14 protein-coding genes and 1 pseudogene are annotated in these 18,874 nt (G+C 49.5%); 2 read left to right on the top strand and 13 right to left on the bottom strand.

The window, feature by feature from the left end; translation table 11 throughout:
- Window positions 1-70: 70 nt before the first annotated feature.
- The 3 genes and pseudogenes from CZ787_RS16540 to CZ787_RS16530 form a co-directional block, all read right to left on the bottom strand.
- Window positions 71-1,139, bottom strand: a pseudogene (locus CZ787_RS16540) (IS3 family transposase).
- Window positions 1,140-1,354: 215 nt separating this feature from the next.
- On the bottom strand, window positions 1,355-5,908 hold the full coding sequence (locus CZ787_RS16535; protein WP_176372238.1) for an FkbM family methyltransferase: 4,554 nt from the start codon (window positions 5,906-5,908) through the stop codon (window positions 1,355-1,357).
- 116 nt (window positions 5,909-6,024) lie between these two features.
- Window positions 6,025-6,912: a flagellin gene (locus CZ787_RS16530; protein WP_087111212.1), complete on the bottom strand. Its 888-nt coding sequence runs from the start codon at window positions 6,910-6,912 to the stop codon at window positions 6,025-6,027.
- A 224-nt stretch (window positions 6,913-7,136) separates the two neighbouring features.
- Here CZ787_RS16530 and CZ787_RS16525 point away from each other — a divergent pair, with 224 nt between their 5' ends.
- A complete protein-coding gene (locus tag CZ787_RS16525) occupies window positions 7,137-7,928 on the top strand; it encodes a hypothetical protein (RefSeq protein ID WP_087111210.1) in 792 nt (263 codons plus the stop codon).
- A 219-nt stretch (window positions 7,929-8,147) separates the two neighbouring features.
- Here CZ787_RS16525 and fliD read toward each other — a convergent pair whose 3' ends face one another.
- The 4 genes from fliD to CZ787_RS16505 all read right to left on the bottom strand — a co-directional run bounded on the left by fliD (window position 8,148) and on the right by CZ787_RS16505 (window position 12,650).
- Window positions 8,148-9,539 carry a flagellar filament capping protein FliD gene (fliD, locus tag CZ787_RS16520; protein WP_087111208.1) on the bottom strand — a complete coding sequence of 464 codons (1,392 nt, stop codon included), beginning with the start codon at window positions 9,537-9,539 and terminating at the stop codon, window positions 8,148-8,150.
- Between the two features lie 151 nt (window positions 9,540-9,690).
- A complete protein-coding gene (locus tag CZ787_RS16515; protein WP_140399001.1) occupies window positions 9,691-9,984 on the bottom strand; it encodes a hypothetical protein in 294 nt (97 codons plus the stop codon).
- Between the two features lie 1,134 nt (window positions 9,985-11,118).
- Window positions 11,119-12,357 carry a type II toxin-antitoxin system HipA family toxin gene (locus CZ787_RS16510; protein ID WP_087111204.1) on the bottom strand — a complete coding sequence of 413 codons (1,239 nt, stop codon included), beginning with the start codon at window positions 12,355-12,357 and terminating at the stop codon, window positions 11,119-11,121.
- On the bottom strand, window positions 12,354-12,650 hold the full coding sequence (locus tag CZ787_RS16505) for a helix-turn-helix domain-containing protein (protein WP_087111202.1): 297 nt from the start codon (window positions 12,648-12,650) through the stop codon (window positions 12,354-12,356). Before CZ787_RS16505 ends, CZ787_RS16510 begins: the two co-directional genes overlap by 4 nt.
- A gap of 204 nt (window positions 12,651-12,854) precedes the next feature.
- Here CZ787_RS16505 and CZ787_RS16500 point away from each other — a divergent pair, with 204 nt between their 5' ends.
- Entirely contained in the window at window positions 12,855-13,865 is a 1,011-nt protein-coding gene (locus CZ787_RS16500) for a serine hydrolase domain-containing protein (RefSeq protein ID WP_087111200.1), read from the top strand.
- A 17-nt stretch (window positions 13,866-13,882) separates the two neighbouring features.
- On the opposite strand, the gene CZ787_RS16495 is transcribed toward CZ787_RS16500, so the two are convergent.
- From CZ787_RS16495 to CZ787_RS16470, 6 genes are all read right to left on the bottom strand, one after another.
- Window positions 13,883-14,386, bottom strand: coding sequence for a TerB family tellurite resistance protein (locus CZ787_RS16495; RefSeq protein WP_087111198.1), 504 nt, complete (start codon window positions 14,384-14,386; stop codon window positions 13,883-13,885).
- A 36-nt stretch (window positions 14,387-14,422) separates the two neighbouring features.
- Window positions 14,423-15,427, bottom strand: coding sequence for a nucleoid-associated protein YejK (gene yejK / locus CZ787_RS16490; RefSeq protein ID WP_087111196.1), 1,005 nt, complete (start codon window positions 15,425-15,427; stop codon window positions 14,423-14,425).
- Between the two features lie 60 nt (window positions 15,428-15,487).
- On the bottom strand, window positions 15,488-16,249 hold the full coding sequence (locus tag CZ787_RS16485) for an ABC transporter permease (RefSeq protein WP_087111194.1): 762 nt from the start codon (window positions 16,247-16,249) through the stop codon (window positions 15,488-15,490).
- Window positions 16,246-17,181, bottom strand: a complete 936-nt coding sequence (locus CZ787_RS16480) for an ABC transporter ATP-binding protein (RefSeq protein ID WP_087111192.1) — start codon at window positions 17,179-17,181, stop codon at window positions 16,246-16,248. The genes CZ787_RS16485 and CZ787_RS16480 overlap by 4 nt, the downstream gene beginning before the upstream one ends.
- 183 nt (window positions 17,182-17,364) lie before the next feature.
- Window positions 17,365-17,643, bottom strand: coding sequence for a peptidylprolyl isomerase (locus tag CZ787_RS16475; protein ID WP_087111190.1), 279 nt, complete (start codon window positions 17,641-17,643; stop codon window positions 17,365-17,367).
- An 86-nt stretch (window positions 17,644-17,729) separates the two neighbouring features.
- Window positions 17,730-18,872 carry a serine hydrolase gene (locus CZ787_RS16470; protein ID WP_328514792.1) on the bottom strand — a complete coding sequence of 381 codons (1,143 nt, stop codon included), beginning with the start codon at window positions 18,870-18,872 and terminating at the stop codon, window positions 17,730-17,732.
- Window positions 18,873-18,874 lie beyond the last annotated feature (2 nt).

The raw sequence follows: 18,874 nt of genomic DNA, 5'->3' as shown, positions 1-18,874 counted from the left end.
TCTCCTACAAAACTGGCCCCATTGACATTTCCCCTAGATTAGCACCACTGGCTCAGTGAGATTCTCCACATCATGCCGCCCTTTGAGCATATTCAGCGGGTGGCACATAATTGAGTGAGCTGTGAGGGCGAACGTAATTGCAATGGTCTCGCCACGCCTCTATTTCTGCTCTTGCCTCATCCAATGTTCTAAACCAGTAGCGATTTAGACTTTCGTTTCGGAACTTACCGTTTAAGCTCTCCACAAAGGCGTTCTGAGTAGGCTTACCAGGCTGCATAAAGCCCAGCGACACCGTATCCAGAAGAACATCGCCTTGCTTGTAAACTCGGTACCATTGTCGCAAATAATCTTGTGAGGCTTGCCTCTTGCTTCGCACAGCTGCTCTAAAAACCGAGCCACCTGACGTCCGCTAATCGATACGGAGACCATCTGACCCACCATTTCTCGTGAAAAGTCGTCCATCACATTCAGCACTCGGAAACGCCGACCATTCGTGAGCTGATCGGAGACGAAGTCCATCGACCAACGCTCATTGGCTCTTGTTGGCACGTTCAAAGGTTGTCGTGGCCGATGGAGTTTCTTGCGCCGCTTAGTGCGTATCTGCTGGCCTTCTTCGGTATAAATCCGATACGTTCACTTTCGGTTAATGACCAAGCCTTCCGCTTTTAACAACGCATGTAATAGCAGATAGCCATAGGCAGATTGCTGAGTGGCAAGTTCTTGAAGACGCGCTCTTAAGGCATCGTCTTGTTTATCCAGCGCTTGATACCGATACTCTGTTCGAGAAATGCCTACAAGTTGGCAGGCGGAACGCTCGCTGACCTGGTAGCAATCAACCAGATGCCGAGCAGCCGCTTTTCGGGTTGTAGGCGTTACCACTTTTTTGACAGAGCATCTTTCATGGCCTCGACTTCCAAGAGCTTGTCAGCCAAAAGCTTTTTCAGCTTATTGTTTTCCTTTTCAAGCTCTCGCAAGCGCTTCGCTTCATTTACTTCAAGCCCGGCGTACTTACTACGCCAGTTGTAGAAGGTGCCGCTGGAAATGCCCAACTTTCGGCACAGATCGTCCACCTTGGCACCTGCCTCATGTTCTTTGATAGCGCCAATGATTTGCTCTTCGGTATAGGGTGTCTTTTTCATAGTGAGATCTCCGTTAACCAAGATTAGCTGGAAATCTCATCGAGTTCATGGTTTTGGTTTTGGTTTTGGTTTTGGTTTTGGTTTTGGTTTTGGTTTTGGTTTTGGGGGAAAGGTCACTATGGAGAGGGGCACTTCAAGCTCAGTCACGTCAACATCTCACCATTAAGCCCCAGAGCTGCATATTAACTATGAAGCTCTAGGAACAAACCAGCAACTTATAAACCAAAACAATTTTCGTTCCTGTAAAAAACAGCCGTTGACCATGCGTAGAGGTTGACCGGGCCCATGCCGAAGAAATCCAGTCTTTTAAAACCATTCTTCAATAAATACTCGGCCCCTTCATCATAATATGACCTTTCAGCATTATCGAGAATCACCACGCCATCTTTTTTTAGCGCAGAAAGGCTGTTTTTTAAGCATCGGACACGATCCCGACCATCCACCAATACAATATCGAAGGAGTCCTGATATTTCTCACGAGCGATTTCTTGGCTATAACTTCCACCGTACTCCAGCTTTATGTAATGGTACTCAACATCTCGTGGCAATCGATCTTTCATTGCAGCATACCAAGTGGAGTCATGTTCTATGGACACCATGCGGCTCACGTGTTCGCTCAGCCATAGAGTTGAATTTCCACTTCCATACTCGAACACTTTGAAGTGTTTCTTCAGGCGCGGTTTTAAAAAATGCAAAAAGGGGTAGGTAATCCATGGCACGGGGGTTTTCCCGGCTACGCTTTTCTTGCTCAACGCGGAGCTGCTCCATCCCATATTTTGCAAATAGCTGTTTTTGTGCGTCAGTAAATACTTCGACAGTTGCTCTATAGCAGACAGTGGGCTTCCTACGCTGCGCTGTGTAAACAGATGCTCCACGCTCTTATTCTGCTCTAATGCAGTTTGGTATTGATCGGCATCTTTGCTCTTGTTGATTTCGTCTACCCTGAGCAACAACTTTAATACTAGATCATAAGATTGATAGGCGTGATGGAGTATTGATGCCAGCTTTTTGAGTGAACTGATGTCAAGCTGTTCCATTTTCTCAAAGTTTGGTATATATACAGCATCCGCAGTTGTCAGTTGATTAATTCCTTGATGAATACCGCCGTTAATTTTCATAGGCGCATAAAGGCGCCTTCTCTCTTCTAGAAGAGTGTGCAGCATGAAACCATGCGCACGCATCCATTGGTCAATTTCAGCGAACAGGGGTTGATTTTCATAAAGCTGTATGAAATTGACTTCAGTTTGAATAACCAATGCATTTTTTAGCTTATTTTCAGCATTTTTGAAAACATTTAATTCGCCGCCTTGAATATCAATCTTTAACCAATCGATATTTTGAATTTGAGCGACATCATCCAGCCGGACAGTATCGATTTCTTCGATCGATTTAACTTTCCCCCAAATCGGATAGCCCTGAAAGTGATCAAGCACCTGACTATTAGGTTTAAGTGTTGAAGTCATGCCTGAAGCTTGGCAGATATAAAGTTTAGTCCGCTCGCCGGTGCCAACCGCATGTGGTAGGTACGTTTCATTGGGGCCTTTCATCTCCAGCAGCTTTTGCAAGGCCTCTTTCTGTGGCTCAAAACCAACCAGTCTCACCAGACCACGCTTAAGCAGCCCGGCATAAGGCGGGGTTCCATCAATAGGGTTTGCGCCAACATCAACTACATGGATTGGCTCATTAAGCTCCCACAAGTTTGTAGATTTTTTATTTGCTTGCAGGCTATTGGACGTTGAGACAGGTTTAACATCATCGCCAACAGCCTTATGAACATTGTTTTGTGGCAACCCAATATAGCTATTTAAGGGTGTATCTATGTCTTGAGAAATATTATCAGCAATGAGCTTCTCTCGGCTTGCCGAGGAATCAACCATTTCAGGAGCAGTCTTGTCCAAGTTATTGCTATCAGGCTCATCAGCCTTGACCTCCAGCAAACTCTCTGCAAACAAATATTGTTCAGCCTTCTCCGCATCAGCTCTAAACAAGACTTGATACGCCATATCCTTGACGCCATATACGGTATGCAGCAAAAATGCGAGCTTGGTTTGCTGTTGGTCAGAGAGCGTACTCATCTTCTCAGAACTTGGTAAAAACAGTGCATTTGCGGATTGTAGCTCGGTTGCTTGGCGAAGAGCCGAAGGAACTGAGTCAGGTAGATAGTTCATATGGTGTGAGTTATTAAAGCAGTAGAAGCGAAAGTCATGCCGAGCCATCCAATGCTGTAACTCCGCTAAATTTGGCTGCCGCTCGTGCGTTGGCTGAAAGGCTACTTTCACCTGAATCAGAAGCGTATTTTTTAAAGTTTGCCCACCATTCTCTAGTATCTTCATTGCATCATGTAGATCATGAAGTACTAACATATCGACGCTTGATAGACCTTCTATACTATCCAAAGCAACTGTATTTATAGGTAACTCAGCAAGTACTTTAAATTTCTCACGCTGGTATTCAGGTAATTGACCTGCAGGTAATGGTTTTAGCGTGCTGCCTTTTTCAGCATCCAGCGTGGCGTAGAGCGTTGCAGGCTGTCCATCCCCCAAAAGCGCATGTGGATAGTGATGAAGCTCACCGAAATCTTTTAGTTCTTCTATCTTTTTATTGAGCAAGCTAGCTGGATCGAAGCTAATCACGGCCAAATGGCCACTTGCCATCCATTTAGGATAGTCAGGGTGTCGCGGTATTACGGCGGCGTTATCTACAATGATAATTGGCTCATCGAACGACCATTCAAACGTAGTATTTTCACTCTCTTCTTCGCTTACAACGTCGGGCAGTTCAACCAGCTTATCCTCACCGGCAAACCACATTTCGCCTTCTTTGTTGAAGGTTAACGCTTCTGGCGCTTTATCTTCACAGTAACGCACCCAAATGGCACGTAGTGCGTTATTGAAGTGATTAGCAAAACGCGGTGCATCGCATACTGGGGAGTAGTGCAAAATTGTACGCAGGCCTGCGCGAATAACAGCCAGGTTAGGCAGGTCATCAGCTAGTTCAATTACACGCTGGCGATATTCATCCCAGCTATTGGTGACTAGCTCTGGCAATCCAGCATTAATCAAGTGAGTGGCACTATGGCGGCCTGCGAACGTAGGGCCAGGTAAGGTGACTACCGGCACTCCCATTAGCATGGCCTCACAGGTGGTTAACCCGCCCGAGTAGGGCCATGTATCTAATGCAATGTCAATGCGCTGGTAGGTCTTCAAGAACTCTTGATGGTTGGCTGGGCCTTCGAGCAAAATACGCTCTTTCTCTATACCATGCTCAGCCATTTCATCCCATATACGTTGGCAAAAATCCTGACTTTCATACTGAGCGCCTCGCAGAAGTAAGCGGCTCTGCGGCAGTTGATGCATTAACACGGCCCACTCAGCCAAAAGCTGAGTGCTAATTTTTGCAGCGTTATTTAAGCAGCCCAGCGTGATGTAGTGATTTTTAATCGCAGGTAGTGAGGTTGTGCTTGGTGCATAGGAGCAGGGTACGTAGCAAATATAATCATCCGGCAAGCGAATCAACTTTTCGGTATATTGATCATCAACTCCTTCTGGCGTTTCAATGCTATCAGATAATAAATAGTCAATGGATTCAAGACCCATGGTATTAACCAGACCGCCTACCCACTTGACACATAAGGGTGCAGGTCGCATGGAAATCGCTTGTAAACAGCTACCATCGCCATGACCTGAAAGGTCAATCAAAATATCTATTTGATCATTTCGGATCAACTCAGCTGTTGCTTCTTGGCTTAAATGGCGTACTTGCTGCCACTGCTTACATGCATTACGGATTTTTTTTGTAATATGATCATCAACATCATTGGTCGAATAGGCGTAAAAGTGGATATCAGACCTACTATTTTCCAACGCAGTGGCTATCATTTGACCAACTGGGTGAACCCTAAACCCAGAGGATATCAAGCCCACACGCAACGGTTTTTCCCTAGTATTGTTGACAGATAGACTTGGTATTGCAGGCAATGCAAAGCGTTTTTCCCATCCTTTGGCAAAGTCAATAATTTCAGACTGGGTGGTTACAGGATTATAGTGCTTTGCAAAGAAAATATTCGAGTATGCCATAGCAAACTCTGGATTCTTTTTCAGAGCTTTTTGATAGTAAAACTCGGCCTTTTCATACTCACCAATATCTTTATATAGATTACCTAAATTATTTAATACTGTTGGGTTATTCGAAAACTTACTTTCCAAAAGATGGAAGTTTTTAAAAGCCCCGCTGAAGTATTTAGTCTGATACTGTAAGGCACCGACCATTAGTCGTGAGCTTAGCTCATCGTAGCCAAGCTCCAAGGCCTTTTTTGCATGTTCTAGTGCTTTAAAATGCTTACCGGCGCTTTGTAACATCTCGGCTAAACGATATTGTGCAGGCCCATAGTCAGGCTGAAGATCAACCGCTTGCGATTGGTAACCAATCGCCTTCAGCTCACTCCCTAGCCGGTAATACGCTGCGGCCAGGCTTGTGAGTGTTAACACATCTTGTTCATCCAATTTATATGATCTGAGCAGCGGTTCCAACGCTGCCGATACCTCGCCTGCTTCTAAAAAAGCTGTACCTAATGCTTTCCACGCAAAAGCACTCTCAGGGTAGCGATTTACTAGAAGCTGTGCCGCCTGCTGAGCTTGCGGTAGTTTCTTGACCTTATAAAGCGTCATAAAGGCGTCGACTGCTTCCTGGGGCACCCCTAAATCAGCGCCATGACGTGTATTATGTTGGGCAACCGTTGATTTCTGCTTGCGTACTTTTTTCTTAGCCATGGGTCTCTGCTTCATGCCGATCTATAAAGGGTATTCACTACTATATCGATTAAACGCATCATACAAACGACAAAAAACCCGGGCCTTGGCCCGGGTTCTTTAGGTTTAAAACAGGCTTACTGAAGCAGAGAAAGAACGCTCTGCGGAGTCTGGTTCGCCTGGGCCAGCATGGAGGTACCCGCCTGCTGGAGAATGTTGGCACGCGTCATATTTGATACTTCTACAGCGTAGTCGGCATCTTCGATACGTGAACGAGCTGATTGAAGGTTAGTAGAAGTTGTTGAAATATTATCAAGTGCCGTTTCAAAGCGATTCTGCATAGCACCAAGGTTACTACGTGATTTATCTACGTTACTCAATTGATTATCAAGGATTGAAAGAGCGTCATCTTGCAGAACGTCAAAGCCAGATGAGACTTCCTGACGATCAACACCACCAACAGAGTCAACACTCAGCGAACTACCAGTGTCAAGCATATTCCAGCCACCGCCAGTTGTTGCGCCATCACTATCAGATACACCAATTGAAATAGTGATATTCTGATTATCTTTGGCCCCTACTTGGATAGAGAAGCTAGATCCAGTATCACCACCAAAGATAGTACGACCGTTGAACTCGGCCTGAGTAGTAACACGGTTGATCTCTTCTAAGCGCTCGTTAACTTCTTCCTGGATGGAATCGATATCCTGAGCGGTATTGGTATCGTTCTGTGCTTGAACGGTCAGCTCACGAATACGCTGTAAGTTGTCATTGATTTGGTCCAGTGCACCTTCCGCAGTCTGGGCCAAGGAAATACCGTCGTTAGCGTTACGTGCCGCCTGGTTCAGGCCCGTTACGGTGCTGGTCATACGGTTGGCAATGGCTTGGCCAGCAGCGTCGTCTTTGGCGCTGTTGATACGCATACCAGAAGACAGACGCTCTTGTGCTTGTTGCAGCGAGCTTTGTGCGCCTTTCAGGTTGTTTTGGCCGATCAGCGCTGTGATGTTGCTATTGATAACAGACATGTAAATCTCCTACGTATAGTTACTGGCCAGATGGCCTGCCTTACGGCTCACTGCCGTTGTATTAATTAACGGCACGCCGATGATTTTCTTTAGGAGAATTCTTATTTTTTTTTGTAACTGAGCGTATCAACCGAAACCACAGCGCGCTTTTTGTTTTGTAAAACCATAGAATATTGCTTTTCCTCACTATAAATAGACAGTTTACCTTTGGGAAGGGCCTTTTTATGGCGGTCATCAACACCAACCTTATGGCGACAAAAATCCAAAATAATCGCCTAAAAACAACGATTAATACTGACACTCAGATAGAGCGTTTGTCCTCAGGATTGCGGGTGAACAGTGCAAAAGATGATGCTGCTGGACAAGCCATCGCCAACCGCATGGAAAGCAATCTACGCGCCAATCAAAAAACCATGCAGGGGCTCAGCAATGGCATTAGCCTGATGCAAACGGCAGAAGGCGGCCTTAACACCATTAATTCTCTGCTACACAGGGCTAATGAATTAGCCGTACAAGCTGCAAGTGAAACACTTTCAGAAAGTGACCGAGCCGCCGTGAACGGGGAATATTTGCAGCTACGCAGTGAGATCGACCGCATTGCATTAAGCACCGAAGCGTTCGGTAAAACACCGTTGGCCCCCGCCTCGCCTGCGCCCAGCCCGGCAACACTAGGTAATACAGAACACATTGCTATTAAGCTTGATAATGCCTCGCGCAGCTTTACCTCGGGAATCGTCCCTGTTGCTTATATTCCTACCGGGGCGACCAACGTGCGCATCGAAATGGACTCACTCAGCGCTGACGACGATATGCAGCTTTTCACTCTGGATGGAAAGCACTTGGTAGGTACTCCCGTCATCGACACCACTGACAGCCCCACCGATCATGTCTGGGCATCACGAGGCATTAGCGATGCTGCGACAGCCAATAATTTTCTAACCGAAGGGAACGGTTTTCAGCCGGGTGCTAGCTATGATGCTTCGGTCTTTATAGATGCCACGGAAAGTATGATGTAGCGGTGCCTCCGGTTGACTTTGGGTACGCGGGAATGCAGATCACCTACAGCGGTGATCGCGACCGCGCGTTTGATCCAAATATAGAAAACACTAGCTTTAACTATGGCAGCCTGGGTGGGGTTGGTTCTGCAGAGAGGGTATAAAGCAATGGTCAGCTAAACGTAACCTCAATCTAATCATACCTGCAGAAGAGGTTACGCTTACTTGACGTCATATTATTTATTTGGACATTTGTGAATTGATCATATCGAACTGTTGGGTTAGATAATCACTCATGCTGTTCATTTGTGACATCATCACGTCCAACTGCGAAAACTGCATTCGATAACGCTCAATAGTGCGATCAATAGAGGCTTCGGTTCGCTTAAAGCGAACGTCCAAGGCCTCAATACTGGCTTTCGCGCTACGATTGGCACTACCCAAGGCACCGTTATCACTTAGCAGTCTATCCAATACGTCGCCTACCTGCCCACCCATGCCTACTTCTTCGCTATCGCTTGCAAAAAATGCGGCCACCGCATCCTGGTTTTCCGCTACGGCTTTACTCATTTTGCTTGAGTCCAGCTCAAGCTTACCTTCTTTATTCAGCTCAATACCCATATCGGCAAGGCGAGTAATGTCACCGCCAGGCACGCTGCTTACCAATGCTGAGCGCAACTGGGATTCAATAGTGCGCACAGCGCGGTCACCAATCAAATCACCGGCTGCATCGCCACCACCATTAAACGCGGTTAGCTCACCAATTTTCGTTTTAAGGTCGTTGTAACCTTTTACGAAGCCTTCAATGGCTTCACGTACGGCCAACGTGTCACGCGCGACTACTACCGTGTTAGGGCTTCCTGCTTCAGTCACCTTTTCAAGCTGTAGGGTTACGCCAGCAATCGCACCTTCTACGCGATTGGAAGCGCTCGTAATGCCAATTCCATTCACGGTCAATTCAGCATCACGGCCCTCATGAGCTATTGCTACATCGGTATTTAGCACAGTATCAGCTGTAAGCCCGGAAAAGGACATTTCATTGATAGAGGCTTCTTTGCCGGTATCCGTAGAGTTGAGCGCTAGCCGATACCCCGAGCCATCATTCACGATAGAGGCACTTACTTTGGGCCCATCTCCAAAATCAAACTCATTAATTTGGTCGCGGATCTCTTCAAGGGTGCTGCCCGCAGCCAGAGTGATATTATGAGCAGCAGAACCATCACTGCCGAATGTCAGCGCAAGATTCGCCCCTTCTACCGTAAGCTCTTTGGTAAGCGCATCATCACCCGTGATGCTGGTGGTAGCCAGGCTGCCTGCACGGGCCAACTGGGTTATTTCAACATCATAGCGGCCTGCCGTCGCTTCCTCAGTCGCGGTAGCTTTAACTGCGCTGCCCCCGCGAATCTCAGTCGAAAGGCTTTGATAAAGCTTGGGATCATTAAGCTTATTGACCGATGTCTGAAATTGCTCCAATGCGTTCGTTAGTTGGCCATAACCTGAAATCTTGGCAGTCTGAGTGTCCTTTTGTTGCGCAATAGGCACTAGTTTCTGATTTTCAGCCTCACGCAAATCGGTTAACAATTGGTTTACATCAAGCCCTGACCCAATACCAGGAGAAGAAATAGCAGCCATTAGCGAAATCCTTAAAGAAGCTGTAAATAATCGTTACTAGTACTATCGGCCGAAAGTGGGCCAGCTTTAGCCCCTGTGCGCTCATATTTGATAAGTCATGGCCGAACTACTGAATAGCGCCTGTCCCCTCCCAAACCACACGCTTGTGCTCTCAAACCTCACGGCACATTATATATTGCTTATACAAGTATTGGCTGGCTGCCATCATTTGTATTTCTAGCCTTTCTAGTTGCGATAACTGGGAACTCGAGAGAGCTTGATGACACTGCCCTTCTGATACGTCCTTTACCTCTTCTGAAAAGGCTTTACTGGAAAAAACCATTCTTTCACCCTCTTTGTGCATGCGGAAAAGAGTATTCCTTGTGTTTGTTTCACTTTTTGTACTCGTTAGCGTTTTTTTAGATGCTTCAGGTTCGTTTGCAACGTTTAAAGACATTTTATTCATATCCAGTACGCCACCCCTCTTTATCGCTACACCATTCACTATTTTGCGGCTATCAACGGTACCGCACAGCTATTACTGCTTTTTTATCGGTTAAAATCAATCATCCCTCTGTGGCGGCAGCCTGCTACTAACCACCTTTAAAGCAAACGTTTGAACCATTAAAACGCTGCCACTTAAAACGATCCTCGATAAAAAACATGAGCTTAACCGATTAATATCAGACATTTTCCGCGTTAAATTTTTATTTAATAAAAATTAACGACATGCCTATTTGCGACAAAATATCTTATATAGCAGCGATATACTGCATTGCTTACTTATCGCCATGGCGCGTTATAAAAAACACTATCCATTTGATTTTTAATATAAAAACATAATACTGGATAATTATACAACGTCTTACCGTCAGCCAAAAAACATGTCTACACCATACTTTGGCTTTTAGTATGCCTGCTTAATCCGTCGCGTTTGTGAAGTTTTGTTTTTTTCTGCAACATTATTAATCGGCCTCTTCGGCCTCAGCCTTGGGCTAACGGTAGTTGCAATGCTCCAAAATGGGTATCTTCAGCGCTCAACCTGGCCTTTGCTACTGCTGCTCTAAGCAATAGAACTCGCCTTGCGATACCGGTGACGGCTTTGCGCACATTCCGCTGGCCCCGCACTTTTTTACTGAGCGATAACTGCTGTTCGAGGCAGACCCAGCTACGTTTAATATCTATAGCCACTGGGTTATGGCAGTGATGCAGCGATGGTCGCTACATGAAATGTTTGTTTGAAGAGTGAGGTTAATAACGCTTATGTCGTGCTTACCGCGTCACTTTTGTCACTAGATTGCTTAGGCGGGTGCGTAAAAAAGCCCGCAGGGGAAATCTGCGGGCGTGCTGGCAGTCGCTAATGTTAGCGCAGGCCGAGCAGTGAAAGGATAAACAGTACAACGACGATTAGGCCTACGATATAGATAATATTACGCATGTTGGCACTCCTTGCTGGTTTGCGTTTTGGGTGAAATCAAAGGGTTGCTTACGCCCAGTAACGATTAAAGCCTAGCAGGCTTTTCAACTTTTTGCGTAATGCCCTGCCTTTCCCTACCAGAAGGCAGAAGGTGGCTGGGTTTGCGTGGCCGCATGGCTAGCGTTATCCGAGACGCTGGCGGTTCTCGTCGAATGCTCGCTGAATCACTTTCTGCTGCTGGGTATCGATTTCTAATTCATAGCAAAGGGACGACCATTCGGATAGAGCATCAAGGGCTTGTTCAATATAGAGATCCGGGGTTAAGTACCTGAAGGGAGCACAAACCTGTTTGAGCTTTTTACGCGTAGCCAAACCTGCCCCACTGAAAGATGTTGTATGCTCGTCTGCATAGCTCCGAACAGGGGCGTAAGTCAGGTCGTATGCAGGGGCCAGTGTCCATCGCCCTTGATCATGCAAAAAAGCGAAGTTCTTGGCATGGTCATCGTGATTGTGGGTCAGAGCGTTGAACACCATCAACCTTGCCATGCGCTCAACGTCTTCTGCGTGGCGGGTAAACGTGCTGGTTGCTTTGAGCAGATCTAAATAGTCCAGCGATGGAGCACTGTGATCGGCATATAGAATGCCGCTAGCGGTCATCATGTGAATTTTGCGATTACCGTTGCGATCAAAGCGCTGAGTAGAAAAGAAACGCTCGGTTCCCGTTGAGGAGCTGACCTCAATTAGCTTGCTCGAGGCCATTTTCACACCCGCATGCTTAGCCAACACCGAATAGGCGTACTCAATGGCGCCCGTATCCCTATGCTCGGCAGGGGCACGGAATTTCACTAGCCAATGCTGATAGCCTGCAGGAAGCTCTTGGAAAGATGTACTGCACTGCTTACCATCAGAAGATAACGCAACGACCACCTTGGGCCGGGCACCTGCCGGGGAACCACCGGCTAGTCGCAAGGCATCCAGAGTAGTCGTGGTTTCACCTTCGTAGACAGCATTAGCTGCCTGATAGAGCTGGGCCAGGTCAATATCATTTTCATCCGCGGCATGCTCGATAACGGGACGGTACTCCAACGCCCCCATTCCCTTGTCGGCCATATAAGCCAGCCGATCAAGCGGGGAAATATCTCTCCGGTCTTTTCCATGTTCGGCGAGGAAATACCGATCCATGAGCAGCATTCCCCAACCATCTGGCAGTGAGTCAGCAAATGCGCCTGGTAGACCAGCAAAAAGGAGGGAATCGGGCGCCTTCTGTGGCTGGGCAGTAAAATCCATGTTCAGAGGCGATAAATTAAAGCCCTCCGCCACCCACTGAGGGTCATAAGCAAAGTAGGTGCCCTGTCGGCTAGCGACCAGCTCCCCCACACGGTTATCTGCTAACAGCACCTCTACGGTGTTGATACGCTTCATTTTCGCCCCCGAACACGCCCTGCCTGCTTGATCTCTTCAAGTGATATGGGATGCTCATATGTGAATAGCTCGGCAATTTGGCGTGTGGCGCCCAGCGCCGTGGCAATGAGCACCAAGATATCGAGGGTTATTTGCCCACTGGATTCGAACCGTTTAATGGTGGACTCGGAAACACCCGTCATCTGCGCCAAGGTTTTACGGGAAAGGTTCTTCGCCAATCGTGCTTCTCGTGCATTGGCACCGACCTGCTGAGACAGTTCGCCAGGAGCAAGCAAGGAGTGAGTAAGGGCCATAAAAGAACCTCCAAATAACGGGCTATTTATAACCCATTATAGACCAAAAATGACTTTAAAAGGTCAAATATAACCTTTAATAGTTATTCGACTAGCTTTATATCTAGAGAGTGCTATCGCACTTTAATTTTAGCGTCTGTGTATGGTGGAACCTCTCTCACTTCTAAACCTCGAACCTTTGCCACTTATACCGAAGGTGTTGTGATGCGCGCCACTGCTTTGCTTGTTTCATTAGCTGTTACTTCATTGTTACCCACCGCCTATGCAGCCGCTAATGAACCTTCTACGCATGCACTCCAGACGCTGGATCAGCAAACCCGCCAATTAAACCGCCTTCACAGCATTGTGGTCGCTTACGACGGCGAGATTATCCACGAACTTCACCAGTGTGGCCCCGGCGTTGCGCAGCCTGCCAATATCAAATCACTTTCCAAAACGGTGCTGGCGGCCATAACAGGCGCAGCCATTGAAGAGGGCATTATTGAATCCACCGAGCAGCGATTGGTGACGCTCCTGGGTGAGCCATTGCCCGCCGGGCTGGACCCGCGCGTGGAAGACATTACCGTAGGGCATTTGTTGGCTCAGCAGGCGGGGCTTGAGCGTACATCCGGCGCTAACTACAGTGCTTGGGTGGCAAGCTCAAACTGGGTTAACGATGCCCTTACTCGCCCATTTGTCGATGAACCCGGCGGGCGGATGCTGTACTCCACCGGCACTAGCCACCTGCTTTCCGCAGCGCTTACCCAGGCAAGCGGTGAAACCACGCATGTGCTAGCACAACGCCTGTTGGGGGAGCCGCTTACTATTTCGATTCCCGCATGGCCGCGTGACCCGCAAGGCATTTATTTTGGCGGCAACAATATGCAACTTTCGCCACGCGCGTTGATTGAGGTGGGCGAGCTTTATCGTAACGACGGCGTGATGGAGGGCGTGCGGCTATTGCCAGAGGGGTGGGTGGAGGCTTCATGGACACCCCGTGGTATCTCTGCCTGGACGGGTGATGGCTATGGGTATGGCTGGTTTATTACCGAACTCGCGGGGGAAGCGGTGTACTACGGGCGTGGCTATGGCGGGCAAGCGCTGTACGTGGTCCCTGAGCGCGATATGACCATCGTGATCACCGCCGACCCCACGCCGCCCTCCCCAGGCGGCCAGTTTCAGCAACAGCTGCATCACCTGGTCGAGGGCCTGCTCAGCGCACCTGAAGAACAGTAACGTAAGAAGCTAATACGTTAGTGAGATACGCCGCCTCGTTCAGGCCCACCTTGCGCTGTTCGGCGCTCTTCAACCTGTACTTCAACCTGTAGCTTGGTGCGAATAAAATCACTGTGACTAACATGAAGTAAATCGGCCAGCCGTCGAATGCGATGCTCTTCAAGCGGGTCTACGTGACCGTCTGCCCACGCCAGCTGCCACATCAGCGCCACCAGCTCACAGCGCTGATCGTAGTTATAGTGCTCTTTGATTAGGCTCACAAACTGGTAATGATCGACGGCCTCATCCACTTCTGCTTGTGCCAACGTCATCAGCTCTTCCACATCGCTTGTGCTGAGCTGGTAGCGCTCGGTAAGCATAAGGCGCAGCGCAGCAAGCTCTTCATCGGTGGTGTAGTAATCGGCGCGGACGATTTCACACAGCAGTGCTGCGGTGGCCAGTTCCAGGGTGAGCGTTTGATTTTCGCGCTGCTCGGGTTGCGCAAGCGTGCGCTGGAAGAAATCACTAATAGCGTTCAGCATAAGGGGCTCCTGGGTTGCTACAGCATCGTCCTTACCTCAATCTTTCTTGGTAAGCTGCTCTCTTAACTGCTTGGGCACTTGCTTGATAATCAGGCGATCTTGAGTGGCGTCGTACTCGATGCTTGAGCCCAGCAGATGGGAGTCAAAACTAATCGAGACACCGCCCGCTCGGCCGGTAAAGCGGCGGAACTGGCTTAAGGTACGCTTATCGGGGGGAATCTCCGGCGAAAGCCCGTAATCGGCGTTGCGAATATGGTCATAAAAGGCTTTCGGCTGCTGTTCGTCCACCAGCCCAGAAAGCTCTTCCAAGGTCATTGGCTCGCCACGGCGAAGCTGTTCATTGGCGTAGTCCACCAGCGTGTCGGTTTTTTCTCGACTCACCTCGTCGTCGAAATCCTCTTTTTCCACATAGTCGCTGAAGGCTTTGAGCAGCGTGCGGGTTTCAGCGGGCGCATCAATCCCTTCTTCCATGCCCAACAGGGCTACCATGCCTTCGGCAAGCTTTTTACCACCACGATCTTTCAAGAAAGAGACGTACTGCGCGCCAGGCGACTCGCTCTGCCACTGGGTTAAATTGACCCGTGCCGCCAAGGTAAGCTGGCTGGTATTCAGCTGCGCGGCAGGCACGGCCTGGTGAGCCTGGTTAATGCCAATACCTTCACGCTGATGTACCAACGCGATAAATAGCGTTTCGGTGTCCCCTTGGCGTATGTGCGCAAGCAGCAAATAGCCGCTGACGGATAGCTGCTCTTGTAGCTCACGCGCCAGGCGCTCAGCAATTGCGGTCGAAAGCTGGGTAAAGTCCTGGGCACCCGCCATATAATCGCGCAGCCAGGCAAGTAGTGGGCCAGCCTGCTCGCCCTCTTCAGCAAAGCGCCCCCAACCTTTAGCCTTGGTGTTATACGTGTCGTTAAGCGTATTCACCAGGCTTGTCATGGCCGGGTCATCACTTTGGGCAAGCGATGGCGCGGCGGTTAGCGTTAAGCGTTCACCGTCAAGCGAAGGGTCCAGGCGGTGAACAATGCTTTGCAGTAGTGGCATAAGGGGCCTTGGCTCCTGGCGTAGATAAAAAGAGGCGCTGTACCAAAGACATAGTGCGCGTTAGGGTTTCAGGCGATAGCCGGTACGAAATATCCACGCGATAGTGGCCAGGCTCGCTAGTAAAAACAGGCTGATCATGGCCACACTGGCCACCACACTGACATCGCTAATCCCGTAGAAGCTCCACCGAAAGCCGCTGACCAGATACACCACGGGGTTGGCAAGCGTGACGGTCTGCCAGAAAGGGGGCAACATATCTATCGAGTAGAAACTGCCGCCCAGAAAGGTCAGCGGCGTAATGATCAGCAAGGGCACAAGCTGCAGCTTGTCGAAGCCATCCGCCCAAATGCCGATAATGAACCCCAGCAAACTAAACGTGACGGCGGTTAGCACTAGAAACGTCAGCATCCAGAAGGGGTGTGCAATTTCCAGCGGCACAAAAAAACTCGATGTCCCAAGAATGATCAGCCCCAATAGAATCGACTTCGAGGCTGCCGCTCCTACGTAGCCAATCACTATTTCAAGATAGGAAATGGGCGCCGATAAAATTTCATAGATACTGCCCGAAAACTTGGGAAAGAAAATCCCGAAGGAGGCGTTGGACACGCTTTGGGTCAGCAGCATGAGCATAATCAGCCCAGGCACGATAAAGGCGCCGTAACTGACCCCATCAATCTCACTGATACGCGAACCGATGGCCGCGCCGAACACCACAAAGTAGAGCGAGGTTGAAATAACCGGCGACACAATGCTTTGCAATAACGTGCGCCGCGTACGCGCCATTTCTGCCATATAAATGGCGCGAACAGGATACAGGTTCATGCACGCTCCTTAACCAAGTCGACGAAAATATCCTCAAGCGAACTCTGCCGTGTATGCAGGTCCCTAAAGGCGATGCCTTCACGCTCAAGATTAGCTAACAGCGCTGATATTTTGTGGCCCTCTTGATCCTGACGGCCATCATAGGTGTACACCAACTCATGCCCATCGGCGGTCAGGCTTAACGCCGTTTGCTGTAAGGCGGCTGGTAGCGCCTTTAACGGCGTTTGCAGTTGAAGGATTAACTGCTTGCTACCCAACTTTTGCATCAAGGCCGCTTTCTCTTCCACCAGCACGATTTCACCTCGATTAATCACCCCGATGCGGTCGGCCATCTCTTCGGCTTCTTCAATATAGTGGGTGGTGAGAATAATCGTGACGCCACTTTCGCGCAGCCCGCGAACCACTTCCCACATATCCCGGCGCAGCTCAACATCGACACCCGCTGTTGGCTCATCCAAAAACAGAATGCGCGGCTCGTGAGAAAGCGCTTTAGCAATCAACACACGGCGCTTCATTCCGCCGGAAAGGGTCATTAAGCGGTTATGACGTTTATCCCATAACGCCAAGGACTTAAGCACTTTTTCAATATGGACAGGGGCAGGCGCTTTACCGAACAGGCCGCGGCTAAAACTAACCGTATTCCACACCGTTTCAAAGGCTTCGTTAGTCAATTCCTGAGGCACCAGGCCGATACGCTCACGCGCCTGGCGGTACTGGCTAACGCTATTAAAGCCGTCAATCACCACCTCACCCTGGGTCGGGTTTACCAGCCCACACACCACGCTGATCAGCGTGGTTTTGCCTGCCCCATTGGGGCCAAGCAGCGCAAAAATCTCACCACGCTGAATGGTGAGGTCCACCCGCGAGAGCGCTTGAAAGCCGCCTTCGTAGGTTTTATTCAGGCCGTTAATTGAAATAATAGGGTCGTTCATGGCTTTCTCCTCACACCGCAACGTAAACGCCACGACGCTGGAGGCGATTTAACGCGTGATTAAACATGCGATTCTGTCTGAAAAGTGACCGAGCATAAGCGCTTTTCAGGCAGGACCGAATGCCAAAGCGACAATAGCCGTGCAGACGTCTTATCGTATTGCACGGCTATAGAGACGCAACGTTTAGGTGCGGTCAGTGATTTCGAGCAGGTGATAACCAAACTGAGTTTTCACCGGGCCGTGTACCTGACCCAGCTCACCGCTGAACACCACCTTGTCGAACTCAGGCACCATTTGGCCGGGGCCGAAGCTACCCAAGTCGCCGCCCTGGCGGCCAGAAGGGCAGCTAGAGTGCTGCTTGGCGACATCGGCAAAATCACGGCCGTTTTCGATTTCCTGTTTAAGCGCTAAACACTGCTCTTCACTGCTAACCAAAATATGACGGGCGCTGGCGTTTGCCATAACAACCTCCTGCATGTATCAATGAAATGAAGCCGCTAGTTTATCACGCTCGCCTTGGCAGCGTGTGTACCTGCGACACAGCATACTCAAGGCTTCCCGAGCGCACCGCTATAGCGTAACGCATCGCCTACTCGCGCCAGCGCACGTTCATGGTCATTCACCGCTACCGGCCCCCGGCTGCAAGCAACGATCACCCAAGGGCCATTAGCTTCTTCATGCATAGCAATGCCCGCATCGCAACTGCGCCGATGCTGAGTACCGGTTTTATGCGCAAAACGGGTGGTGTCGCTCATCCCGGCCGTCAATCGATTGTCGCCCGATGTTGTTCGCTGCATTACCTCCAGAAGTGCCTGGCTCGCCTGGGCACCTAAACCACCGCTCGCTGCCTCTTTATACACACTTGCCAACAGGTCGCCGTAGGCACGCAGCGTGCCGACGTTTTCACCGGTCGCCTCATAGGCATCAAACGCGTGATCATAGTCAGGTTGCTTGAGCGTGGATGGGTCAATATCCAGCCGCCGAGCCAGCGCAGCCGCACGTTGGCCTAACCGGTGCTGGCGCAAGGCGATAAAATCCATGCCGCCCAGCGTTCGCGCGTCAGGGTGTAACTGCCCATAAACGCCCTGACGAACGCCGACCAGCTTGGTAATCGGACCGATATCGTCAGGGTTGCCTCCACTATCCGCAATCATTGTTCTCGCCCGAGCATTGACGTCAGCAAGGCCCACGCGGTCAATCAACATATCGGATGCCGTGTTATCACTGACGGTAATCATCTGTTCAAGCAAGTAGCGAATCGAGATCGGCGTCCCCGGGTCGTGCCAGATCACGGGGCCCGCGCCATCCACAAAGTCACTGCGAGAAAGCGTTAAGCGCTCATCCAGTGACAGCGTGCCTGCTTGACGTTCAGCAAGCACTTGGGCGGCAATAGGCACTTTTACCAACGAGGCCAAATACCAGGGCCTGTCCGCGTGCCACGAGTAGGCCTCTCCGGTGGCCAGGTTTTGTACATACACCCCTAACGTGCCTTCAAAGATGCCCTCAATAGCGGCGACTCGGGCATTCAAGTCAGCCTGCCATGTACTCTGTTTATCGACCTCGTAGTACCAGTTCGTCTCAAAAGCCTGTGTTTCAAGTTCCTGTGTTTGAGCACCGTCGGCATAGGCTGGCAGTGCCATTAAACACACTATGGCTAGCAGCCAGCGTTGCCATTGTTGCTGTCGTTGCAAAC

The sequence above is a fragment of the Halomonas citrativorans genome (assembly GCF_900163645.1).
GTDB classification, from domain to species: Bacteria; Pseudomonadota; Gammaproteobacteria; order Pseudomonadales; family Halomonadaceae; genus Vreelandella; species Vreelandella citrativorans.
The sequence above is the reverse complement of the archived record's forward strand: the minus strand, read 5'-3'. Positions and strand labels throughout refer to the sequence as shown.

Coding starts and splice junctions, on each gene's coding strand:
- CZ787_RS16535 (WP_176372238.1), bottom strand. CDS start 5,908: ATGGCTAAGAAAAAAGTACGCAAGCAGAAATCAACGGTTGCCCAACAT.
- CZ787_RS16530 (WP_087111212.1), bottom strand. CDS start 6,912: ATGTCTGTTATCAATAGCAACATCACAGCGCTGATCGGCCAAAACAAC.
- CZ787_RS16525 (WP_087111210.1), top strand. CDS start 7,137: ATGGCGGTCATCAACACCAACCTTATGGCGACAAAAATCCAAAATAAT.
- fliD (WP_087111208.1), bottom strand. CDS start 9,539: ATGGCTGCTATTTCTTCTCCTGGTATTGGGTCAGGGCTTGATGTAAAC.
- CZ787_RS16515 (WP_140399001.1), bottom strand. CDS start 9,984: ATGAATAAAATGTCTTTAAACGTTGCAAACGAACCTGAAGCATCTAAA.
- CZ787_RS16510 (WP_087111204.1), bottom strand. CDS start 12,357: ATGAAGCGTATCAACACCGTAGAGGTGCTGTTAGCAGATAACCGTGTG.
- CZ787_RS16505 (WP_087111202.1), bottom strand. CDS start 12,650: ATGGCCCTTACTCACTCCTTGCTTGCTCCTGGCGAACTGTCTCAGCAG.
- CZ787_RS16500 (WP_087111200.1), top strand. CDS start 12,855: ATGCGCGCCACTGCTTTGCTTGTTTCATTAGCTGTTACTTCATTGTTA.
- CZ787_RS16495 (WP_087111198.1), bottom strand. CDS start 14,386: ATGCTGAACGCTATTAGTGATTTCTTCCAGCGCACGCTTGCGCAACCC.
- yejK (WP_087111196.1), bottom strand. CDS start 15,427: ATGCCACTACTGCAAAGCATTGTTCACCGCCTGGACCCTTCGCTTGAC.
- CZ787_RS16485 (WP_087111194.1), bottom strand. CDS start 16,249: ATGAACCTGTATCCTGTTCGCGCCATTTATATGGCAGAAATGGCGCGT.
- CZ787_RS16480 (WP_087111192.1), bottom strand. CDS start 17,181: ATGAACGACCCTATTATTTCAATTAACGGCCTGAATAAAACCTACGAA.
- CZ787_RS16475 (WP_087111190.1), bottom strand. CDS start 17,643: ATGGCAAACGCCAGCGCCCGTCATATTTTGGTTAGCAGTGAAGAGCAG.